Origin of the sequence: Halorientalis pallida, from assembly GCF_049605515.1 — an archaeon.
GTDB lineage: Archaea > Halobacteriota > Halobacteria > Halobacteriales > Haloarculaceae > Halorientalis > Halorientalis pallida_A.
On the sequence record NZ_CP187158.1, the window covers coordinates 230,566 to 250,239 of the forward strand.

Genomic DNA, 19,674 nt, shown 5'->3' on the forward strand with positions numbered 1-19,674 from the left:
TCAGTAGTCGTACTTGGTCTCGTACCCGCGGGGGGTCACCATCCGGTCGTCCCAGACGTAGGTGTCCTCGTTGCCCACGAGGATCGTCGTGGTCATGTCGATCAGGTCGGTCTCGCCGAGTTCGGGCAGTTCTTCCAGGTCGACGATCTCGACCCGTTCGTCCTCGCGGCCCGCGGCGTGGACGACGCCGACCGGCGTCTCGGGATCGCGGTGTTCCAGCAGGATCTCACAGCACTTCTCGAAGTTCTCGCGTCGCTTGCGGCTCCAGGGGTTGTAGATCGAGATGGTGAACCCTTCCTTGGCGGCGGCGTGGAGCCGTGACTCGATGGTCGGCATGTCCGTGAGGTGGTCCGACAGCGAGATCGAGACGGTGTCGTTCACCAGCGGCGCGCCCACACGGGCGGCACAGGACTGGGCGGCGGGGACGCCGGGCACCACGTCGAAATCCAGCATCGAGGCCGTCGCGCCCTTCGACTCGACGATCTCCAGTGCGAGGCCGGCCAGCGCGTAGACGTTCGGGTCGCCGCTGCCGATGATCGCCACGTCGTTGCCCGCCAGCGCCCGGTCGATGGCCTCCTCGGTCCGGGAGACTTCGCCGCACATCGGCGTGTCGTAGATGTCCTCGGCCGACTCGGTGATCTCGTCGGGCAGGAGTTCGACGTAGGTCGTGTAGCCGACGATGTGTTCGGCGTCAGCGAGCGCCGTCTTGGCCCGGTCGGTCATCCCTTCGGGCTGGCCGGGGCCGAGACCGACCGCGACCAGCTGGCCGGGATCGGCGTCGAAGTCGTCGACGGTCGCGCCGACTTCCTCCTCGTCGTCGGTCGATGCGCCACAACTCGAACTCGACGTGTCCGAGGATGCACCGCATTTCGACTCACTACTCGTCTCGTCGGTGGCCGTCGTTCCGCCACACTTCGATTCGGTCTGCGTCTCTGTACTCGCGTCGCTCGTGGTGGTATCGTCGGTACTCATGGATCAGAAATCCTCCACGTCACGTCCGCCGCGGGGCGTGACGAGAAACTCGCGGTGGTCGTTGGCCCAGACTTCGGTCTCGTGGGTGCCGATCAGGATGGACGACCCCATCCCGCCGACCTTCTCGTCGTGGTCGGTCACCTCGTCGAGGGTGGTGATCGTGTGCGTTTCGCCGTCGACGTTGCGGCCGGCGTCGTCGCGGCCGGCGTCGTTGATGATCGCGACGGGCACGTCGTCGGCCCGCTCCTCCCGGACGACCTCGATGGCCCGCTCGTAGTCGCGCCAGCAGTTGTAGAGGACGATCACGAAGCCCGAGATCGCCGCGGCGCGCAGTTTCTCGGCGATCTCGTCCCAGCCGCGCCACTTGTCCGACAGCGAGACGGTACAGAAGTCGTTCGAGAGGGGCGCGCCGAGGTTGGCCGCCCCGCCCAGCGCCGCCGTGACGCCGGGGACGATCTCGATGGGCACGTCCGTCGCGCCGTCCTCCTCGGCCATCGTGAACAGCAGGTCGCTCTTTCCGTAGACGTTCGGGTCGCCGCCGGAGACGTGGGCGACCGTCTGCCCGGCACGAACGCGCTCGAACGCTTCCCGGGCGAGTTCGACCTGCCGGCCCATCGTCGACCGGATCAGCGTCTGCCGGTCGCCGTTCGGGCGTTCCAGGACGGCCCCCTCCTCGCTCGCCGCGGCCCCTCCGTCCGTCGCGGCCTCCAGGGCCGCGCTCTCCGGTGGCAGAGTGCCGTCCTTCCGGAGGAACTCCTGATAGAGGTTCGAGGCGATCACGCAGTCCGCGGTCCGGATGACGTCCTTGGCCCGCTGGGTCATCCCGCCGGGGAGTCCGGGGCCGATGCCGACGACGTAGAGGGTGCCGTACTCCTCGGTCGGCGTCCGCTCACCCTCGGTTTCCTCGGTCCCGCTCATCGGCCGACCGCCACCGTCACGGCCTCGTCGTAGCGCTCTTTCTCACTGAGGAGTTCGTGGTCACGGCCCCCTGCAATCGCCGAGGCCTCCGAGATGCCCGGCCAGCCGATCAACTCCTTGGATCGGGAGGGCGTCGGCCCCTCGAACTCCTCCAGCGTCGCTTTCTCGAAGGAGACGACGCCCAGATCCAGTTCGGCCGCGGCTTCCAGCAGTCCGTCCTCGTCTTCCTTCCGGGTACCGGTCGCGACGAAATCGACGTCGCCGAGGTCGTACTCCGTCCCTTCGAGGGCACTTTTCCAGGCAGTCTCGAACTGCTCGGCCTTCGCGCCGGAGACGCTGCCGGTGCCCAGCACCACGCCGTCCTCGCCGTTCCGTTTCAGCACGGTCACGTCGTCGTCGACGACGACTGCTCTCGGACCGTCGAGGCGTTCGACCGGGCCGAGTTCGTCGTCTAGAACCGCGAGGTTCGTCGCCACCGTCGAGTCGCCGTTGACGACGTGGGCGTCCAGCGCCTTGGCCTGCTTCTCGACGCCCTGCTTGTCCGCGGCCTCCGAAGCCGTGGTCATCGCCGGCACCGCGCCCATCGTGGCGAGGTCGTCGGCCACCTGGTTCGCGCCGTGGTGGCCCCCGGTGATCGGGATGGCCCACGTCAGTTCCTCGTCGACGACGACGATGGCGGGATCGTCCCACTTGTCGTCCAGCAGGGGCGCGGTCTTGCGCATCGCGATCCCGCTGGCCATCAGGCCGACGAAGCAGTCGTACTCGCCCCAGTGTTCGGCGAAGACCTCGCCGTGGTACTCGATCAGGTCGATGGTGTCGTAGCGGTCGCCGATCTCCGCTTTGATTTCCTCCGCCGTCTCCCACTTGCGCTCGAAGGAAACGATCGCGATCTCCTCGGCGACTTCCCCGTCGCTGTCGGGGGTCGAGCAGTGGCCGCCGCTCGATCCGTCAGTGTCCGCGTCTGTACTCCCGTCCGCCGTGTCGTCCGTGTCCGTACTCATCAGTCGTCTGCCTCCGTTTCCGCGTCGTCGCTCCCACGCGACGCCCAGCCGTCGTAGAGGTAGGATCGTTCGTAGCCGTCGCCCGCGACCGCCTCACCGATGATGACCAGCGCCGAGGCGCGATAGCCCGCGTCTTCCACGCGGTCGCCGATGGTCGCGATGGTGCCTTCGATCACGTCCTCGTCGGGCCAGGACGCGTGGTAGACGACCGCGACGGGCGTCTCGGGGTCGTGGCCCTGCTCCAGCAGTCGGTCCATCGTCTCGGCGACCGCGTGAGTGCCGAGATAGACGCAGGTCGTCACGTCGCCCATCTCGACGAACTCGGCGATGTGGTCCTCGTCTGCGTCGAGCGTCTTGCCCTGGGGCCGGGTGAACGCGACGTGGTTCGAGACCTCGTTGAGGGTCAACTGCGTTCTGAGGGTGGCGCTGGCGGCGAACGCCGCGGTCACGCCGGGGACGAAGTAGGTCGGGACACCCTCGTGTTCCAGCGCGTCCATCTGTTCCAGCGCCGCGCCGTAGATCGCCGGATCGCCGCTGTGGAGTCGGACGACGTTCTCGCCGTTCTCGTAGGCGTCCCGCATCAGCGGAATCAGTTCTTCGAGGTCCTTGCCGATAGAGGAGACCGTCTCCGCGTCCGCGCAGTACTCGTCGAGGAGTTCGCTGTTGACCAGCGAGCCGGCGTGAACAACGAGATCCGCGGCTTCGACGAGTTCGCGGCCGGCCACCGTCAGCAGTTTCGGATCGCCCGGCCCGGCACCGATGAAGGGGATCCCCTCCTGTTCGTCGCCGGCGCTGTGTTCGTAGACACGGGAATCGCGTTCGGCCCGGCCCGCGGTCGCGTCGATAGCATCCTGCGGGTCGGTCTCGGTGTCAGTCATCCGAACGCACCTCCGGTGGCTCGTCGCCACAGGCGACGCCTTCCGCGCGTTCCTCCGTGACGGGACCACTGCGGTCGTCGGCCGTCTCGAACTGCGCGGTCGCCAGTTCCGACTCGGCGTCGCTCCGCGTCGCGTAGGCCAGCGTGTAGTAGTCGCGTTCGTCGATCTCGCCGGGGTCGTCGGTCACGACCGTCTCGCCCTGTTCCATGAACAGCCGGCGGCCGTAGGTCACGTCGTAACCCGCGTCGACGAGTCCCTGGTGGGTCGCGGGCGCGTCGGTCACCTTGAACAGGATCATGCGGTCGGGGCCGGTCGGCGAGCGTCCCTGGTCGGCCTCCCGGAGCGCGAGCCCCGAACCGGCCGGGATCTCGACGCCCAGCGCCGTCGCGAACGCGGTCATGGCGCTGACGCCGGGAACGACGTCCAGGTTCACGTCGGGGTGGAAGGCGTCGAGGGTTCGTCGCAGGTGGCCGAACGTCGAGTAGACGTTCGGGTCCCCGAGCGTGACGAAGGCGGCGTCGCCCTCCCGCGCCTGGGGAGCGATCTCGGCCGCTGCCTCCTTCCAGGCCCGCCGGAGTTTCTCCTCGTCGCGGGTCATCGGGAAGTCGAGGTCCCCGATCCGCTCCTCTGGGACGTGTGCGGTGGCGACCGTCCGCGAGAGTCGGCCAGGCGAGTACACCACGTCGACGGTCTCCAGAATCCGCTTGCCGCGGACTGTCACGAGGTCGGCCTCGCCGGGGCCGAGCCCGACGCCGTAGAGGGTCATCGCTGGCCTCCCGAGGTCGGCTTCCCGTTCGCTTCGCTCGCGCTCCCGATCAGCATGTAGACCGGGTTGTCCGAGTCGAAACTCGTCGCGCCGGCGAGTTCGTAGCCGTGGCTGACCTGGAACTGGACGACGTCTTCGAGCAGGCCACGCTCCCGGAACGCCTCGGTGGCCGCGCCGGCCACCTCCAGCCGCGAGACGTTCATGATCACGCGGTCGACGCCGGTCTCGGCGGCGTGATCGAGGACGGCCTCGTAGTTGCGACTGCCGCCGAGAAAGAGCGCGTCGGCGTCGTCGGGCAATCCCGCGGGAGCTTCCGTCGCCCGCAGGTCCACCGCGGCGGTGGTCTCGTTTTCCGCCAGGTTCTTCCGTGTCGTCTCCAGGCGCGATTCCTTCCGTTCGACGGCCGTGACGCGACCGGCGCGCCGGGCCGCTTCGATGGTGACCGCACCGGTACAGGAGCCGACCTCGACGAAGTGATCCGCGTCCGTGAGCCCCAGCTTCGAGAGCAACACGGCCCGGACCTCGGGCTTGGTCGGCCCCGCCTTCGCGTCGTGTGGGAGCGCTACGCGGGACATCACCGAATACAACCGGAGTCTCGAATAAAACAATTTTGGTTGTACTAACGAAAGCTAGATTTTCAAACTGCACCGAGAGTGGCGTTCTCGGGAAAGTTCGTCGGGAGTATGGCAAAGGTACTTGAGTTTCCGGGCCGCACGGAGAGGCATGACAGGGGACGAGTCCGGCGACGCGAACGTGCTCCGGAGCAAGCGGGACGCGACGCGCTACCAGATCCTCGTCCAGATCGCCGAGCGCCAGCCAGCGGTCAGCCAGCAGGAGGTCGCCGACGCCATCGGCATCACGTCCCAGGCGGTCAGCGACTACCTGCAGGATCTCATCAAGCAGGGTTTCGTTCGGAAACACGGCCGGGGCCGGTACGAGGTGACCAAGGAAGGCGTCGACTGGCTCATCTCCCACACCAGCCGCTTACAGGAGTACGTCACCCACGTCTCCGAGGAGGTCATCGGGCAGGTGGAGATCGAAACGGCGCTGGCGGCGAGCGATATCGAGGAGGGACAGGCCGTCTCGCTGTCGATGCACGACGGCACCCTCCAGGCGACACCGGGGACAACCGGCTCCGCGACGGCCGTTGCGGTCACCGACGCAGACGCCGGCTCGGACGTGGGCGTCACCGACTTCGAGGGCGTCCTCGACTACGAACTCGGCGACGTGACCATCGTCTCCCTGCCCCGCGTCGACAACGGCGGGAGTCGCGCCGCCGACACCGGCCGCGTGGCCGACCTCGCGGCCGACGCGGACCTGCTCGCGGTCGCCGGAACCGAGGCGCTGGCCGCCGCCCGCGCCGCCGACTGCGACCCCGACCTGCGCTTCGGCACGGCCGAAGCCGTCCGCGAGGCCGCGACCCGCGGACTGGACGTCCTCCTGCTGGTCGTCGAGACCGACCTCGCTGGCCACACGGACCGCCTGCGAGAAGACAACGTGAGTTACGAGATCGTCGACGCCGCGGAGTAACTCAGGGTTTCTCGGTCCGGCACCGCCACGTCTCCGGATTCTGCCGTTTGACCTGGAACGTCGCCAGTTCGCCGTCTAGCTGTTCTTCCAGAAACTCCCGGACTGGGCCGGGATTCCGGTCGCTGACGACCTCGAACCGCTCGCCGGGTTCGATTCCTTCGAAGGCGTCACGAACGCGGTCGCGGCGTTCCTCCGGCGGCACCCCTCGGAGGTCGACCGCGTTCTCGGGAACCTCGACGGTCCAGATCTCCTCGATCCGGTCGCCGACGGCTCGACCGAGTTCGCGAGCCACCTCTGGCACACCGTCGGCGGTCGGTCGGGGTCGGGACTGCATGTCGCCGGTGAACGGGACCTCGGCGAGGACGGGTGCGTCGAGCGCGTCGATGGGGTCGTCGCCGTCGAACAGGTCGTGGTGTTCGCCACAGGAGTCGCAGACGAACTCGCCCATGTTCGAGACCACACCGAGGACGGGGACCTCGTTCTCCTCGAACAGCTGGAGCGAACGATGGGTGTCCGAGACCGCGGCGTGGAACGGCGTGGTCACGAAGACGACGCCGTCCACCCGCACTTCCTGCAGGGTGGTCAGCGCCACGTCGCCGGTCCCCGGCGGGAGATCGATCACCAGCGTGTCGGGCCCGGCCCACGCCGTCTCCTCGAACAGTTCCGTCAGGGCGTCGTGGGCCATCGCACCCCGCCAGGCCAGCGGCTGGCTGTCGTTCATCAGGCCGACGCTCATCACTTCGAGGTCGCCCGCCGAATCGTCGGCGTCGGTGGCGCTCGCGTCGACCGGCACGGGGTGCCCTTCGTCGTCGCTCTGGACCGGTCCCGAGACCGAGAGGAGTTCGGGCACGTTCGGACCGTGGATGTCGGCGTCGAACAGCGCCACGTCGTCGCCGTCGGCCGCGAGCGCGCAGGCCAGCGTCGTCGCCACCGTCGTCTTCCCGACGCCGCCTTTCGCGCTGGCGACGGCGATCACGCGGTCGGCCCGCTCGACGCCCACCTCGCGGTCCTCGGTGTCGACGGAACGAGGTGCCTGCTCGACGTGGGCGCGCTCGACGCCGTCCACGTCGGAGACGGCGCGCATCATCGTCGACGTGACGGCCTGCCCTTCGCTCGGTGGGAACTCCGAGAGGTCGGCCTGGACCGTCACGTCGCCGCCGTCGATCCGCACGTCGTCGATCAGGCCCGCCTCGAAGACGTTCACGTCGGCGTCGGGGTCCCGCACCCTGCGGAGCGCGGCCTCGACGCGGTCTGTGAGCGGTTCGGTCGTGGTGGTGTCCTCTGAACTCATAGATCGGGTCTCCGGTTGAGCCGGTCTTCGCCCGGCAACGCCGTACTCTCGCCCTCGATCCCGCCGGTGAACTGCCGCCGGAACTTCCCGGGATCGGCCTCGACGGCCCGGGCCGCCGTACTCCTGACGATCTGTGGCTCGTCGTCGTCCTCGGCCAGTTCGGTCAGGCGCTCGGTCGCCCGGTCGTCCTCGATCCCGGCCATGAGGTGGGCGGCCCACTCCCGCAGGCGCTCGCTGTCGGCCCGGGACTGCTCCAGCAGGACGGGCAGGAGGTCCTCGCCGCGGTGTTTGAACAGCGAGATGGCGGCGTTCCGGCGGACGGCGTGGTGGTCGTCGTCGAGTGCCGCCTCGATGCGGTCCGCGTACTCGATCCGGTCGATGTTGTCCAGGGCGACGACGGCTTCGGCTCGCACCCACGGGTCGTCGTCGGAAAGCGTCTCGACGACCGCCGCGGCGGCCCGCTCGCCGCCCAGTTCCGCCAGCGACTCGACCGCGAACTGGCGCACGTCGTCGTCGGGGTCGTTCGTCGCCGCGATCACCGCGTCCAGGACCGCCTCCTCCGGACGCTCCTCGCCCAGCGCGAGCGCGGCCCGCCGGCGCTCGACGTGATCGCCGTCCAGCAGATCCTCGATCTTCTCGGCCGTCGAGGCGTCGGCGACGGGCGCGAGATCGGTCGCCTGGAGTTCCCGGGGCGTCGCGTCGCCGATGGTGATGTCCCGACTCACCTCGATGTCTTCCAGGCCCTCCGGGCTCTCGCCGAAGCCCGGACTCTGCTCGGGGTGCGTTCGGGGGTCGGGCGGGCCGTCTGTGGCTTCCTCGGGGTCTCTCACGCTCTCACCTCCGGGCGCTGGGCGGTCGCGCGCGTCACCAGCGCGACCCCCAGCAGGACCGCCATCACCCGCGGGAGCGCGGCGGGCACGCCCGCCAGCACGATCAGCAGTGCGCCGACCGCCAGCAGTGGTACCCCCTCGCGCAGGCCCGCGACGGCCGCGGCGACGCCGCCGCCCAGCGCCAGTGCGACCAGCAGTTGCGGCACGCCCACGACGCCCAGTCCGACGAGCAGGACGCTCCCCGCAAGGTAGGGCATGGTGACGGCAGCCGCGACGAGGGTGCCCGCGGCCGCCAGTCCGGCCAGCGCGGCCACGCGGTCGACCCGCACGAGCAGGGCGAGCGCGGCGGTCGCCACGAGCGCCAGCCCCGCGCCGACGGTCATGCCCGCATCGAGCAGACCGACGGCCCGGGAGAGCGAGACGGCGACCGCCACGACGAACCCGACGACCACGGCCGCGCGTCGACCCTCTCGATACGTCGTCGGTCGCTCCAGCGAGCCGACCAGCGCCAGCGCGCCGCCGCCGATCACGCCCGCGACGGCCGGGAGCGTCGCCGCCGGCGAGATCGTGGCCAGCGGCCCGAACGCACCCGCGAACAGCAGGCCGACGCGCCGCGTCGGATCGGTCGTCGTGAGCGCGACGGCGAACAGTGCCGCGCCGAGCACCAGCGGCGTCCCGACCGCGAGCGCGTCGAAGACGACGGCCGGCACCGCCAGCGGATCGAACGGTGCGTTGTGCGCGATTCTGACCGCGAGGCCCGCGGCGACGACCGTGAGGGCCGCACCGCCGGCCCACAGCGCGGCCCGGTCGCCGTCCACGTCGATCCGAGCCAGGGCGGACAGCAGGGACGAATCCCGGCTCTCCTCGGCCTCTGCAGTCTCGGCGGTCGGTCCTGCGGTGGGCGATTCGCCGCTCACGCCGACCCACCTCCCTCGCGGCGGGCGGCCAGGTCTTCCACGTCGGCGGCGGTGAAGTCGTCGAGGAATTCGCCGAGGTCGCCGTAGAACTCCGTGCCGGGTTCGGCGGCCAGGGCGTCGGCGACGGCCTCGCTGATCACCCGAAGGTGGCGGTCCTGGAAGTCCAGTCGCGCGGCCGCCACGTCCGGATCGACCGCGGCCTCCCGTCGGCAGAGATAGCCCATGAACTCCAGTTGCAACTGGAGGTGATCGTGGTTGTCGCGCTCGTCCTGATCGACCTGGCAGCCGAAGTACTCGTAGGCCCGCGCCAGGTCGAGATTCACGTCGTTCCAGGACACCTCCGGCCGGTGGGACGATTCGTACAGCGAGACAGGCGGTTCCTCGTGGGCCATCGTTCCGTCGGTGGCGTCGACGACCTCGGAGAAGCCGATGACGAACAGGTCGTTGTACCGCGCACAGAGTTTCTCGTAGTCGTCGTCGGTCTCGAAGTCGGGCACCTCCACGTCCAGATCCGTTCGGTCGACCAGCGCCGCGACCTCATCGCGGAAGGCGCCGGTGTCGATGGCGCGGTACAGTTCCTCGTCGGGCTGATCGAACGCGGCCGCCAGCAGGGCGTAGATCGCGCCGCGAGCGCCCGCGTCGGTGTCGACTTCGCCGGCCAACTGGCCCGGACCGCCGGGCGCCTCGTTGGCCGCCATCAGGCCTCACCTCGCGTTCGCCGGACGCCCTCGACGGTCACCAGGGTCGTGACGACGATGGCCGCGCCGGCGACCGCCCACAGCAGCAGTTCGTACGGCGGGCCCTGCGGACCACCGCCCAGCGCCAGGTAGTGCCAGCTACTGGCGGCTTTCACGCCCGAGCGCTCGCCGTTCGAGCCGTTCCAGACCGCCACGGCCACGTCGAGGTCCTGATCGTCGGGAATCTCGGTGCGGTTTGCCCCGCCGGACGAGAGGTCCCGCGAGAGGACGACCTCCCAGGTGCCGTTCTCGTAGCGGCTGGCGTTCCCGAGGGTCGAATCGAGCGGCGTCGTCGAGCCTGGGCCGCCCGCGAGCAGTTCTTGACTGGTGCCGTCCGCCCGCCAGAACCAGACGTTCACCCGGTTGCTCGCCCCGCCCATGGCGATGGGCGGCCGGGCGCTCTCGTTGACCGGGAACTGGACCGCGACGGCGTCGGCGAACTGCCGCACCTCGGCCGTCGACGTGTCTCTCGTCGCGTCCGCCCAGCTGAGCTTGAGGTAGAGCTGGCCGTTCGAGCGGGCGGCCTGCAGGTCCACCTGCTCGACGCTGGTCGAACTGGCGTTGGGGAGGCCACTCTCCGCGCTGGCCAGGTGCAGGGTCGCCGCGGGCGCGGCGTCCCAGTCCTCGCTGGCCGGATCGTCGAGCGCCGCGCTCTCGTCGGCGTCGTGGACCGGCACCGCGAAGGCCGGTCGCGCATCGACCATCGCCGGCACCGCGACCGTCGTGGCGACCAGCGCCACCGCGAGCGCGGCCGCCAGCGTGAGTTCTTTGTGTTTCATGGTCATTCCTCGTCGAAGACTTCGAGTCGGTACTGTTTCGCCGGATTCTCCGTCGTGAGCAGGTCCATCACTTCGCTCTCCTCCCCGCGTTCGACCTTGTCGCGCTCCCGCTCGATGGTGTTCAGCGCCTCGTTGACTTCCGGACCGAACAGTTCTTCGAGGTAGTTCCGGGGAATGCGCTCGGAATCGAGGCTCTCGCCGCGTTCCGAGTGCTGTGGCGGGGCGAACGGGGGGATGTAGTAGACGTTCGGTTCGGTGCGGTACTCGGGGTGGAGCCGGACCGCGACCTCGTGTTCTTTCACCAGCTTGTAGATCGGGCCGTCCTCGTCGTCGAGGAAGCCGACCATGCGGAGCTGGGGCGGACAGTCCTCCGCGCAGGAGGGTGCCCTGACCTCACCCTCCGGCCCCTCACCCTCGATCCGGGGGTAACAGAAGATGCACTTCTCGGAGTTCTTCGTCACCGAGTTGTAGTACACCTTCTTGTACGGACAGCCCTCGACGCAGTAGCGGTAGCCCCGACAGCGGTCCTGATCCACGAGGACGATGCCGTCCTCCTCGCGCTTGTAGAGGGCACTGCGAGGGCAGGCCTCGACGCAGGAGGGATGGGTGCAGTGGTTGCAGATGCGAGGCAGGTAGAAGTAGTAGGAGTTGGGGTACTCGCCGGCTCCCTGATCCTCGTCCCAGTTGGGACCCCACTCCGCGCCGTCCATGGGGCGGAGGGGTTCGTCGCTGCCCTCGTAGAAGATCTCCTCGTGGTTGAACTCCCAGGCGCGGCCGTACGCCTCCTTGTCGGGGAGCTGGCCGGGCTGGCGCTCTGCGTGTTCCTCCGACTTCCAGCCGCCGCCCATCTCCTCCCAGTCTTTCGGGTAGCCCGAGCCGGGGCGGGTCTCGACGTTGTTCCAGTACATGTAGTCGCGGCCGCCGCCCTCGGTCCAGTTGGTCTTGCAGGCGATGGTGCAGGTCTGACAGCCGATGCACTTGTTCAGGTCCATCACCATCGCGACCTGGTGGTCGACACCCTCGGCGAGGTCCACGTCTTCGGGCGTGCCGCTGCCGTCGGACTGGGAACTCACTGGCCGTCACCTCCCTGACTGCCGGTACCGTCGTCGACTTTCTCGACTTCCACGCGCACGTCGCTGTTGACGCCGGTCGGGCCCCAGTAGTTGGGGAAGAAGTGCAGGTGTTCGCCGGTGTCTTCGGGGTACTGGACGAGCTGGGTGGGTTTCATGTACATGGGCACGAGGGTGTTGAAGTTGTCACGGTCCGGGTACTGGAACTTCTCCCAGGAGAAGAAGTGCCGGACCGTCCCGGGTTCGCTGCTGGGGTAGATCTTGGCCTGCACCTCGACGGAACCCAGGTCGTTGTACACTCGGACCGTGTCTCCGTCCTCGATGCCGCGCTCCGCGGCGTCGTCCGGGTTGATGTAGACGACGGGTTCCCCCCGCTGGAGGCGGAGCATCTTCGTGCTGTCGCGCCACGTCGAGTGGATCGACCACCGGCCGTGGGGCGTGTTGTACCCCAGCGGATACTCGGACTTCTCCTGCAGGACCGGCCCCTGCTTGTGCGTCGGTAGCTGTTCGTCGAGTTCGAGGAACCAGTCGTGGTCGATGTAGTACTGCTGGCGACCCGTGAAGGTCGGCCACGGCTCCTTGTCCTGCACGTAGCGCTTCCAGGGCGTGTAGGCCTCGCCGTCCTCGATGTCGGAGGTCCAGTGATCCCCCGTCGCGAGCAACCGCTTTGGCTCCTCGTCGATCTCGTCGAAAGTCAACTGCTCGTCGGTGTCCGACGGGTTCGACTCCTCGGAGTGTTCGAGGATGTACTCCGCGGCGGCCTTGTCCTCGGCCAGCGCGCCCGCCTCGCCGGTCTGCCAGTCGCGCACGTAGTCGTCGTGGACGCTCTGGAGGTCGATCTCGCGGTCGAACTTCCGGTCGGGGACCGGATCGACGCCGCGCTCGGTGGCGAGTTCCTGGATCTTCGCGGCCAGTTCCCGGAAGATCTGCCAGTCGGTCTTGGAGTCGCCGAGGGGTTCGACCGCCGGGGTGAAGGGATGCACGTACGTGTGCATGTCCGTCATCGAGAGGTCGTGTTTCTCGTAGTGGCTGGCGGCCGGCAGGACGATGTCGGCGTTCATCGCCGTCGAGTCCATCCGGAAGTTGATGTCGACGACCAGGTCGAGTTTCGGCCAGAGCTGTTCCTCGACCGCGACGTTCCCCTTGGCCTGGTTGAAGTAGTTGCCACGCCAGCAGAACAGGATCGAGGGATCGGGGCGGGTGCCGTCCTCGCGTTCGGAGGGGTACAGCGGCATCCACCCCTTCTCGATTGACTCCCGGATCTTCGCCGCGGTGTCGGGATCGGTGTTGTCGAGGATGCCGGCGTGGAAGTACGTCCACAGCGTCGTCGGCACGCCCCGGACCGACCCGGTGGGGAACGAGAGGTTCTTCCAGCCCTTGAACGTCCAGATCTTCTCCTGGCCGACGTAGTGGTCGAGGCCGGTGCCCTGTTCGCCCAGGTTGCCCGTCAGCGTCACGAGCAACTGGATCGCCCGGTTCCCGAGGTCGTTGTGGTACCAGTCGTTGACCCCCTTGCCGTGGATGATCTTGGCCTTCTCGGCCTGGGCGAACTCCCGGGCGATCTCCTGGTGGGTCTGGCGACCGACGCCCGTCTCCTCGTAGATGTACTCGGGCGTGTAGTTCGCCAGTTCGTCGTTCAGGTTGTTCCAGACCGAGCGGACCTGCACGGTCCCGTCGGTCGTCTGCACCGACCGCTCGACGGCCAACTGGGGCTCGAAATTCAGCGAGATGCTCTCACTGGGGTCGTACTGTCCGTCACGCTCGCCCAGCGACCCGGGCGCGACCCGGAGATTGCCCTGGGCGTCCTGCATCACGAACATCTGGTCGGGCCGGTCGGCGTCGGTGGTGAGGCCCGGAACCTCGTCGACCCGGAGGAACTTTCCGGTGTCTTCTCGCACGAGCAGCGGCATGTCGGTCTGCTCTTTCAGGTGAGCCTCGTCGTAGAGCCCTTCGTCGACGATCACTCGGGCCATCCCCAGCGCGAGCGCGGTGTCGGTGCCCGGTTCCGGGCTGATCCACTCGTCCGTGTGGATCGCCGTCTGTGAGTAGTCGGTGAAGATGCCCACGCGTTTGGTACCGTTGTAGGCAGCTTCGAGGAAGTACTTCGCGTCGGGGATGCGCGTGACGTTGATGTTCGAGCCCCACGCGATGATGTAGTCGCTGTTGTACCAGTCCGCGCTCTCGGCGTTGTCCGTCTGGGTGCCCCAGGTGATCGGCTGGCCCGGCGGCAGGTCCGAGTACCAGTCGTAGAAGCTGTGGCTGACACCGCCGAGCAGGTTCACGAGGCGGGAGCCGGAGGCGAAGGAGACGGGGCTCATCGCCGGAATCGGCGTGAACCCGCTGATCCCGTCGTACTCCTCGGCCTGCACGGTGTCGATGACTTCCTCGGCGATCTCCGTGAGCGCCTCGTCCCATGAGATCCGTTGCCACTGGCCCTCGCCGCGTTCGCCCACGCGCTTGAGCGGGTGGAGGATGCGCTGGTCGGCGTTGACGTAGTCCGAGTAACAGGCCCCCTTCTGACAGCCCCGCGGGTTCGGGTCCGGGAGGCTCTCGTCGAATCGCGGGTAGTCGCCGGCCTGTTCCTCCCGCCAGACCTGGCCGTTGCGGACGTACACCTGCCAGGAGCAACTACCTGTGCAGTTGACCGAGTGGGTCGACCGGGCCTTCGAGTCCCAGTCCCACTCCTCGCGGTAGAGGTCCTCCCAGTCCCGATAGGGGTAGGAGCCGATGGGATCGTCCACGATCTCTAAACTGTCCATCTCGCTCTGTTGTCCCAGACCGAAGCCGGTGACCCCGACCGCGGTCGCCGCACCCAGTCCCTTCAGGAAGTCCCGGCGTGCGGCCTCGATACCGTCGGATTCGTCGGTCGTGTCGTGTCGTTCACTCATCCGTCATCACCACAGTTGCCAGTCCGCACAGCACTCCGAGTGCCGCGAGTGCGAGGCCCGCCGCCGTGCCGCCGCCGACCTCCAGGCCGACCGCGATCAGCGCGACCCCGCAGAGTTTGCTCGCCCGATCCAGCCAGCGATACCGCCGTGCGCTCAACGTGATCTCAGTCATCGGTGTCCTCCGCAGGTCCGCCGCCCGCGCTGTTCGTCTCCGGGACGCCGCCGTCAGCCGCCGCGCTCTCCCCGCTCGCGGGCGGGTCCTCCTCGCCACCGCGCAACACGGCGTAGGTGATCAGCCCCGACGCGATGGGAACGGCAAACAGCGCGGCCAGGAGGTAGGGCTTGATCGCGGCCGTCGTCGAGCCCACGATGTCCGCGACGATCACGTCCATCCCCGCGATGGAGGCGACCATGATGAACGTCACCCCGGCGACGCCGACCGCGGTCTGCCAGGGTCGCTTGAGGGGGCTGGTCGCGAAGTGGGTCTGTTCCTCGTGGTAGTCGATGAACGGCCACACCGCGACGGCCACGAACACCAGGCCCGGCAGTAGCAGGCCGCCGACGAACTCGGCGCTGACGTGAATGCCGAGGAAATCGAAGCTCAGCCACGCCGGCACGAGCTTCAGGAACCCGTAGCCCCACATCAGGAACCAGTCGGGCATGATGAGCGACGGCGTCGACGCCGGATCGTTGGGGCCGTACTCGGCGATGTTGTGGACCGGCAGGAAGCCGGCCAGCAGGGAGAGCAGCGCCAGCGTCAGGAAGAAGACGACGGCGCTGACCGCCACCTGATTTGGCACCGCCGGGAGACCGATCACGACGCTGTCGTCGTCCCGGTCGACCGGCTCCCGGCCCGCCACGTCGCCGTCCCGCTCGGCCTCGGTGTGTTTCTGGCGTATCAGTATCAGCATGTGCAACGCCAGCAGGCCGCCGATCACCAGCGGCAAGACCAGCACGTGCAGGAAGAACAGCCTGGGAATGGTCGCACTGGACGGGAAACTCCCGCCGAAGACGATCTGCCCCAGCGTCTCCCCGATCAGCGGCACCGACTTCGCCACGTTGTAGCCGATGCCGACCGCCGTGCTGGCGAACTCGTCGAAGGGGAGCGCGTAACCCGTGTACGCCGCGAACATCGACGTGCCCGCCAGCCCGGTCCCGACGAGCCAGTTGAGTTCCCGCGGGTTCCGGTACGCCCCCGTGAAGAAGACGCGTAACATGTGCAGGGCCATGGAGGCGATAAAGAGGTGCGCCGCCCAGTGGTGCATCCGCCGGAGGAGCATCCCGAACGGCACGTCGTAGGTGATGTTCAGGACGCTCACGAACGCCTCGGGCAGTTCCTCGCCCTGGTACTCGGCGACGCTGCCCTCGTACTCGACTTCGGAAGTGCTGGGCTCGAAGAAGAAACCCAGGAACATCCCCGTCAGCACGAGGATCAGGAAGCAAAACAGCGCGACCTCGCCGAGCAAGAAGGAGTCCTCGGCGGGGAAGGCCTTCCCGAGGAACGAGCGACTCTCCTCGAGGTCCAGCCGGTCGTCGAAGAAGCCGTAGATGCGGTCGAGTCGCCCCATCATTCACCTCCGGGGCCGATGGGCCCCTCGAAGTCGCCGGTGGCGACCAGATACCCCTCGCTGGACAGCGTGATGGGGAGTTGTGGCAGCGGCGTCGGCGGTGGCCCGCCGGTGACCGCCGCGCCCGAGAGCGGGTCGAACCGGCCGGAGTGGCAGGGACAGACCAGCGTCTGCCCGTCGCGGTCGGCCACCATACAGCCGGCGTGGGTGCAGACCTTCGAGTAGGCCGCGTAGCCCGAGACGGTGAACGCCGACTTGGTGTCGCCGCCGTAGGCGTCCTCCGGGAACCGGACCAGCAGGGTCGGCGCGTCGGCCAGCCCCGGTCGCGGTTCCGGGAACACGGTGAGCTGTTCGCCCTCGCCGAGGCGGTCCTCGGCGATGCGCTCGCCGGCGTCGTCGACCAGCGCGACTCCGTCGGAGTAGATCGGGCCGGTGTACTCCCGCTCGAAGACCCGGGAGAGCCCCACCAGCGGCGCGGTGAGGCTCCCGATAGCGGTCAGCCCGCCGATGGTCGCCAGCGCCTTCGCGTAGTCGCGACGCTCCATCTCCGCCCGGGCGTCGCCGTAGAAGTCCTGGTAGAGGCTCGGCCCGGCCGAGTCGGCGTCGCCACCCCCGGCCGAACAGGGGCATCCGGATTCGCCCGGCCCGCCGTCGTCCGCGTCTCCCTCGTCCTCGTCGGGTTCGGGGTAGGACTGCCCGAGGTCCGGTGAAGGCGTGTCGCGGCTCATCAGTGACCCCTCCGTTCGGCCACCTTGAGGTGGGGCATGAACCAGGCGTAGTACGAGACCGTCAGGCCGGTCAGGGACATGAACATCCCGAACGCGTAGACGCCGAAGTACTGGGTGCGAGCCAGCGTGAGGTACTCGCCGGTGAACAGCGCGGCGAACACGATGGTCAGGGCGGTCAGCCCACCCATGGCGATCAGGCCCTCGATGGCGTCGCTGGAGGGGTGATACTCCACGAGCCAGCGGTCCTCGGTCTCGATCCAGGGGAGCGTGACACCCCCGTCGGTCGCCTCCCTGCCATCGGCGGCCGTCTCGGTCACCGTGGCCTCGGCGCCCTCGTCGGGTCTCGCCGCGCGGTTCATGAACCGGTGGAAGAAGGCGAGGGTTCCGACCAGTCCGAACAGCGCGACCCAGACGACCACGCCGACCTGACTCGGCGAGAGCTTCGTCGGCGTATCGACGAAGCCGCCCAGCGGGCGTATCTCGTTGACGCTCTGGTCGATCTCGATCTCCTCCGACGGCGGCTCACCCTGTGCCGCCACGTACCACGTCGGAAGCAACACTGCCAGCAGTACGAGCAGAATGACGATGGTTTTCCCTTGCATGGTGGTATCGTGCAGTCAGTTCGCGACCCGGTCCGGCCGACCACGAGGGGACACACCCACGCCGTCCCTGCATCTGTCGGTCCGCCAGCCCGCTGGGTCGGTGTCGACGCGTGGATACGTGTGCCTGGTCCGTCCCCGGTGTTAGAGGACGACCCACTGAATAGGGGGCCTTTAAAATGGGGGTAACAGTTTAGTCCCGGCACGTGCAACTGGTTCGCCATGGTCGAGGGGATTCTCGCGACCGTCGCGGTCAGGGAACCGAACTGTTGTCCGGTCGCGCCGATGAGTACCGGGGGTCGCGTTCGGTCGGTCTCGCAGGGCCAGCCGGTCGACGGGACCGTCACCGTCGAGGTGACGACCGACGAGTCGGTCGCCGGGGACGACGTTCCCGGCGAACGGATTTTCAGCTACGACTCGGAGGCGGTCCACCGAGTCGAGCGTCGGGCCGAACAGGACTGCGCCTGCGAGCGCGTCGAGGAGTACGGCTGTCCGGTCCGGGACGTGACGGCCGAGAACGGCACCATCGAACTGTCGTTCATCTCCGAGGATCTGGACGTCCTCCGTGAGGTCGTCACCGACCTGCGCGAACGGGAACAGGGCGTCACGGTCCTGTCGCTCCGGCGCTCGGACGGGACCGGCAGTCACTCCGAACCAGTCTTCGTCGACAAGGCGACGTTCACCGCCCGACAGCGTGAAGTGTTGCGGACCGCCCACCGACTGGGCTACTTCGAGCGGCCGAAAGGGGCCAACGCCGAGCAGGTGGCGACCGAACTGGGGGTCGCCCCCTCGACGTTCGCCGAACACCTCGCGGCCGCCCAGACGAAGCTCATGGCCGCGCTGTTCGGCGCGCCTGCCGACGAGACCTGAGTCGGCCGGCCGCTGGACGCGGCCAGCCCCACCCGAACCAGTTCGGGACTGCACCCACGGCGCGGCTGGCCGTACCCGTCAGTATGAACATCCCCTCGCCGTTCTCCGGCGACGACGCGACCTTCGACGACTACGACGCGTTCGTTCCCGAGAGCATCCCCGACCCCGGCAGGTACCTCGCCGATCACGACGTGCTGACCGGCCGTGACCACCTCGCCTTCCACCGGTTGACCCGCGCGCTGTTCGACGAGCGCGGCGTCTACGACATGACCTTCGGCTACAACCTCGCGCGGTTGAACCTCGACGTGCGCCACCCCGACGCCGGCTACCGGTACGCGCGCGAGCGCGACGCGACCGACGGCCCCGACGCCGGCGACCGTCGCGTCCTCGTCGCCGAGTTCACGCCGACGACTGAGTTCTGTCCCCAGAGTACGACGCTCGCGAAGGGGTCGTTCCGGGCCTGGAACGGCCTCGCCGACCGCCACGAGTACGACCTCGTCCGGGTCAGGGTCGACGAGATGCACCACAAAAGCGGCGTGATCAACGAGGAACTGCGCGACCACGAGGCGCGGTATCTGGAGTCCGGGGAACTCCCGGACGAGCGCGGTGGCGCTGGCGGCGGACAGGCTGGCGTCCCCAGCGAGGAGGGGTACGCAGAGGGGCCGGAGACGCCGTTCTAGTCGAGTCGCTCGAACTCGACGGCGTCGAGCTGGCGCCGTACCTCGCCGTCGACCCTGATCTCGCCCGTCCCCGTGAGCGTGACCTCGTGATCGGGGATCTCGAAGGTCAGCGACCAGTTCTCCCGGTCGAACGCGGCCAGTGACCTGATAGCCTCCGTGTCGACGTAGTCGTACAGGGAGTAGTCGAGTTCGTGTGGTTCGACGCCTTCGACCGCGGCGACCGCACGGACCAGTTCGACGACGACGCTCTCGCGGCTCATACTGTCCCACCCTCCCGTTTCTCCTCGAGGCGCTGGCACCCCTCGGTCAACTGCGGTGGAATCTCGTCCGCGTGGCCGTGCAAGGCCTCGAACACTGTCGCAACTTCCTCGAAGGCCGACCCGCGCTCGACGCAGAACGGATCGCGGTCCCACTCGACGAACCCTTCGTCGGCCAGCAACGGGAGGTGCGTGTGTATCAGTTCCGTCGAGAGCCGTTCCGGATCGTCGAGCAGATACGGCGGGTTGGCCGCCTGCGGGAGCGACAGCGCCCGGCCCGGCGGGGCCTCCATCAGGTTGACGACGATCTGTCGTCGGGGTTCCGCGCTGACTGCCCGGAACACGGCGTCCCAGCGCGAGATCATCTCGGCGTTGGCCTGTTCGCGGGATGGCAT

General features: G+C 68.3%; 22 protein-coding genes. 3 read left to right on the forward strand and 19 right to left on the reverse strand.

Annotated features, from left to right (window positions below; translation table 11 throughout):
* The 6 genes from cobJ to cbiT are packed head-to-tail and all read right to left on the reverse strand — an operon-like array spanning nucleotide 1 to nucleotide 5,110.
* Complete coding sequence (cobJ, locus tag ACOZ4N_RS02690; protein WP_424018392.1) at nucleotides 1-972, reverse strand: precorrin-3B C(17)-methyltransferase; 972 nt, start codon at nucleotides 970-972, stop codon at nucleotides 1-3.
* A gap of 3 nt (nucleotides 973-975) precedes the next feature.
* The gene (locus ACOZ4N_RS02695; protein ID WP_424018393.1) at nucleotides 976-1,890 is read right to left on the reverse strand and encodes a precorrin-3B C(17)-methyltransferase; all 915 of its coding nucleotides are present in this window, start codon (nucleotides 1,888-1,890) and stop codon (nucleotides 976-978) included.
* Entirely contained in the window at nucleotides 1,887-2,891 is a 1,005-nt protein-coding gene (gene cbiG / locus ACOZ4N_RS02700; RefSeq protein WP_424018394.1) for a cobalt-precorrin 5A hydrolase, read from the reverse strand. Before cbiG ends, ACOZ4N_RS02695 begins: the two co-directional genes overlap by 4 nt.
* Nucleotides 2,891-3,769, reverse strand: a complete 879-nt coding sequence (locus ACOZ4N_RS02705; RefSeq protein ID WP_424018395.1) for a cobalt-precorrin-4/precorrin-4 C(11)-methyltransferase — start codon at nucleotides 3,767-3,769, stop codon at nucleotides 2,891-2,893. Before ACOZ4N_RS02705 ends, cbiG begins: the two co-directional genes overlap by 1 nt.
* Entirely contained in the window at nucleotides 3,762-4,535 is a 774-nt protein-coding gene (locus tag ACOZ4N_RS02710) for a cobalt-factor II C(20)-methyltransferase (protein ID WP_424018396.1), read from the reverse strand. Before ACOZ4N_RS02710 ends, ACOZ4N_RS02705 begins: the two co-directional genes overlap by 8 nt.
* Nucleotides 4,532-5,110, reverse strand: a complete 579-nt coding sequence (cbiT, locus tag ACOZ4N_RS02715) for a precorrin-6Y C5,15-methyltransferase (decarboxylating) subunit CbiT (RefSeq protein WP_424018397.1) — start codon at nucleotides 5,108-5,110, stop codon at nucleotides 4,532-4,534. Before cbiT ends, ACOZ4N_RS02710 begins: the two co-directional genes overlap by 4 nt.
* 148 nt (nucleotides 5,111-5,258) lie before the next feature.
* Here cbiT and ACOZ4N_RS02720 point away from each other — a divergent pair, with 148 nt between their 5' ends.
* Nucleotides 5,259-6,065: a MarR family transcriptional regulator gene (locus ACOZ4N_RS02720; RefSeq protein WP_424018398.1), complete on the forward strand. Its 807-nt coding sequence runs from the start codon at nucleotides 5,259-5,261 to the stop codon at nucleotides 6,063-6,065.
* Between the two features lies 1 nt (nucleotide 6,066).
* Here ACOZ4N_RS02720 and ACOZ4N_RS02725 read toward each other — a convergent pair whose 3' ends face one another.
* From ACOZ4N_RS02725 to ACOZ4N_RS02775, 11 genes are read right to left on the reverse strand one after another with little or no spacing between them, the layout of a single operon-like run.
* Nucleotides 6,067-7,356 (reverse strand): P-loop NTPase, encoded by a 1,290-nt coding sequence (locus ACOZ4N_RS02725; protein WP_424018399.1) that lies wholly within the window; start codon nucleotides 7,354-7,356, stop codon nucleotides 6,067-6,069.
* Nucleotides 7,353-8,186: a HEAT repeat domain-containing protein gene (locus ACOZ4N_RS02730; RefSeq protein WP_424018400.1), complete on the reverse strand. Its 834-nt coding sequence runs from the start codon at nucleotides 8,184-8,186 to the stop codon at nucleotides 7,353-7,355. Before ACOZ4N_RS02730 ends, ACOZ4N_RS02725 begins: the two co-directional genes overlap by 4 nt.
* Complete coding sequence (locus tag ACOZ4N_RS02735; RefSeq protein ID WP_424018402.1) at nucleotides 8,183-9,103, reverse strand: phosphate ABC transporter permease; 921 nt, start codon at nucleotides 9,101-9,103, stop codon at nucleotides 8,183-8,185. Before ACOZ4N_RS02735 ends, ACOZ4N_RS02730 begins: the two co-directional genes overlap by 4 nt.
* Entirely contained in the window at nucleotides 9,100-9,801 is a 702-nt protein-coding gene (locus ACOZ4N_RS02740; protein WP_424018403.1) for a molecular chaperone TorD family protein, read from the reverse strand. Before ACOZ4N_RS02740 ends, ACOZ4N_RS02735 begins: the two co-directional genes overlap by 4 nt.
* Nucleotides 9,801-10,625 carry an ethylbenzene dehydrogenase-related protein gene (locus ACOZ4N_RS02745; RefSeq protein ID WP_424018404.1) on the reverse strand — a complete coding sequence of 275 codons (825 nt, stop codon included), beginning with the start codon at nucleotides 10,623-10,625 and terminating at the stop codon, nucleotides 9,801-9,803. Before ACOZ4N_RS02745 ends, ACOZ4N_RS02740 begins: the two co-directional genes overlap by 1 nt.
* The gene (locus tag ACOZ4N_RS02750) at nucleotides 10,622-11,692 is read right to left on the reverse strand and encodes a 4Fe-4S dicluster domain-containing protein (RefSeq protein WP_424018405.1); all 1,071 of its coding nucleotides are present in this window, start codon (nucleotides 11,690-11,692) and stop codon (nucleotides 10,622-10,624) included. The genes ACOZ4N_RS02745 and ACOZ4N_RS02750 overlap by 4 nt, the downstream gene beginning before the upstream one ends.
* Nucleotides 11,689-14,577 carry a molybdopterin-dependent oxidoreductase gene (locus tag ACOZ4N_RS02755; RefSeq protein WP_424018406.1) on the reverse strand — a complete coding sequence of 963 codons (2,889 nt, stop codon included), beginning with the start codon at nucleotides 14,575-14,577 and terminating at the stop codon, nucleotides 11,689-11,691. Before ACOZ4N_RS02755 ends, ACOZ4N_RS02750 begins: the two co-directional genes overlap by 4 nt.
* Nucleotides 14,570-14,749: a hypothetical protein gene (locus tag ACOZ4N_RS02760; protein ID WP_424018407.1), complete on the reverse strand. Its 180-nt coding sequence runs from the start codon at nucleotides 14,747-14,749 to the stop codon at nucleotides 14,570-14,572. The genes ACOZ4N_RS02755 and ACOZ4N_RS02760 overlap by 8 nt, the downstream gene beginning before the upstream one ends.
* Nucleotides 14,742-16,145 carry a cytochrome b gene (locus ACOZ4N_RS02765; protein WP_424018408.1) on the reverse strand — a complete coding sequence of 468 codons (1,404 nt, stop codon included), beginning with the start codon at nucleotides 16,143-16,145 and terminating at the stop codon, nucleotides 14,742-14,744. The genes ACOZ4N_RS02760 and ACOZ4N_RS02765 overlap by 8 nt, the downstream gene beginning before the upstream one ends.
* Complete coding sequence (locus ACOZ4N_RS02770; protein WP_424018410.1) at nucleotides 16,145-16,873, reverse strand: ubiquinol-cytochrome c reductase iron-sulfur subunit; 729 nt, start codon at nucleotides 16,871-16,873, stop codon at nucleotides 16,145-16,147. The genes ACOZ4N_RS02765 and ACOZ4N_RS02770 overlap by 1 nt, the downstream gene beginning before the upstream one ends.
* Nucleotides 16,873-17,475, reverse strand: a complete 603-nt coding sequence (locus tag ACOZ4N_RS02775; protein WP_424018412.1) for a hypothetical protein — start codon at nucleotides 17,473-17,475, stop codon at nucleotides 16,873-16,875. Before ACOZ4N_RS02775 ends, ACOZ4N_RS02770 begins: the two co-directional genes overlap by 1 nt.
* Before the next feature lie 219 nt (nucleotides 17,476-17,694).
* On the opposite strand from ACOZ4N_RS02775, the gene ACOZ4N_RS02780 reads away from it, so the two are divergent.
* Both ACOZ4N_RS02780 and ACOZ4N_RS02785 read left to right on the forward strand, forming a co-directional pair.
* A complete protein-coding gene (locus tag ACOZ4N_RS02780; protein ID WP_424018413.1) occupies nucleotides 17,695-18,342 on the forward strand; it encodes a helix-turn-helix domain-containing protein in 648 nt (215 codons plus the stop codon).
* 83 nt (nucleotides 18,343-18,425) lie between these two features.
* Nucleotides 18,426-19,022, forward strand: coding sequence for a hypothetical protein (locus ACOZ4N_RS02785; RefSeq protein WP_424018414.1), 597 nt, complete (start codon nucleotides 18,426-18,428; stop codon nucleotides 19,020-19,022).
* On the opposite strand, the gene ACOZ4N_RS02790 is transcribed toward ACOZ4N_RS02785, so the two are convergent.
* The gene (locus ACOZ4N_RS02790) at nucleotides 19,019-19,282 is read right to left on the reverse strand and encodes a HalOD1 output domain-containing protein (protein WP_424018416.1); all 264 of its coding nucleotides are present in this window, start codon (nucleotides 19,280-19,282) and stop codon (nucleotides 19,019-19,021) included. The two genes, ACOZ4N_RS02785 and ACOZ4N_RS02790, sit on opposite strands and share 4 nt — an antisense overlap.
* A complete protein-coding gene (locus ACOZ4N_RS02795; protein ID WP_424018418.1) occupies nucleotides 19,279-19,674 on the reverse strand; it encodes a hypothetical protein in 396 nt (131 codons plus the stop codon). The genes ACOZ4N_RS02790 and ACOZ4N_RS02795 overlap by 4 nt, the downstream gene beginning before the upstream one ends.

Coding starts and splice junctions, on each gene's coding strand:
- ACOZ4N_RS02745 (WP_424018404.1), bottom strand. CDS start 10,625: ATGACCATGAAACACAAAGAACTCACGCTGGCGGCCGCGCTCGCGGTG.
- ACOZ4N_RS02740 (WP_424018403.1), bottom strand. CDS start 9,801: ATGGCGGCCAACGAGGCGCCCGGCGGTCCGGGCCAGTTGGCCGGCGAA.
- cbiT (WP_424018397.1), bottom strand. CDS start 5,110: ATGTCCCGCGTAGCGCTCCCACACGACGCGAAGGCGGGGCCGACCAAG.
- ACOZ4N_RS02710 (WP_424018396.1), bottom strand. CDS start 4,535: ATGACCCTCTACGGCGTCGGGCTCGGCCCCGGCGAGGCCGACCTCGTG.
- ACOZ4N_RS02775 (WP_424018412.1), bottom strand. CDS start 17,475: ATGCAAGGGAAAACCATCGTCATTCTGCTCGTACTGCTGGCAGTGTTG.
- ACOZ4N_RS02755 (WP_424018406.1), bottom strand. CDS start 14,577: ATGAGTGAACGACACGACACGACCGACGAATCCGACGGTATCGAGGCC.
- cbiG (WP_424018394.1), bottom strand. CDS start 2,891: ATGAGTACGGACACGGACGACACGGCGGACGGGAGTACAGACGCGGAC.
- ACOZ4N_RS02790 (WP_424018416.1), bottom strand. CDS start 19,282: ATGAGCCGCGAGAGCGTCGTCGTCGAACTGGTCCGTGCGGTCGCCGCG.
- ACOZ4N_RS02760 (WP_424018407.1), bottom strand. CDS start 14,749: ATGACTGAGATCACGTTGAGCGCACGGCGGTATCGCTGGCTGGATCGG.
- ACOZ4N_RS02770 (WP_424018410.1), bottom strand. CDS start 16,873: ATGAGCCGCGACACGCCTTCACCGGACCTCGGGCAGTCCTACCCCGAA.
- ACOZ4N_RS02695 (WP_424018393.1), bottom strand. CDS start 1,890: ATGAGCGGGACCGAGGAAACCGAGGGTGAGCGGACGCCGACCGAGGAG.
- cobJ (WP_424018392.1), bottom strand. CDS start 972: ATGAGTACCGACGATACCACCACGAGCGACGCGAGTACAGAGACGCAG.
- ACOZ4N_RS02720 (WP_424018398.1), top strand. CDS start 5,259: ATGACAGGGGACGAGTCCGGCGACGCGAACGTGCTCCGGAGCAAGCGG.
- ACOZ4N_RS02725 (WP_424018399.1), bottom strand. CDS start 7,356: ATGAGTTCAGAGGACACCACCACGACCGAACCGCTCACAGACCGCGTC.
- ACOZ4N_RS02795 (WP_424018418.1), bottom strand. CDS start 19,674: ATGCCATCCCGCGAACAGGCCAACGCCGAGATGATCTCGCGCTGGGAC.
- ACOZ4N_RS02705 (WP_424018395.1), bottom strand. CDS start 3,769: ATGACTGACACCGAGACCGACCCGCAGGATGCTATCGACGCGACCGCG.
- ACOZ4N_RS02780 (WP_424018413.1), top strand. CDS start 17,695: ATGGTCGAGGGGATTCTCGCGACCGTCGCGGTCAGGGAACCGAACTGT.
- ACOZ4N_RS02785 (WP_424018414.1), top strand. CDS start 18,426: ATGAACATCCCCTCGCCGTTCTCCGGCGACGACGCGACCTTCGACGAC.
- ACOZ4N_RS02765 (WP_424018408.1), bottom strand. CDS start 16,145: ATGGGGCGACTCGACCGCATCTACGGCTTCTTCGACGACCGGCTGGAC.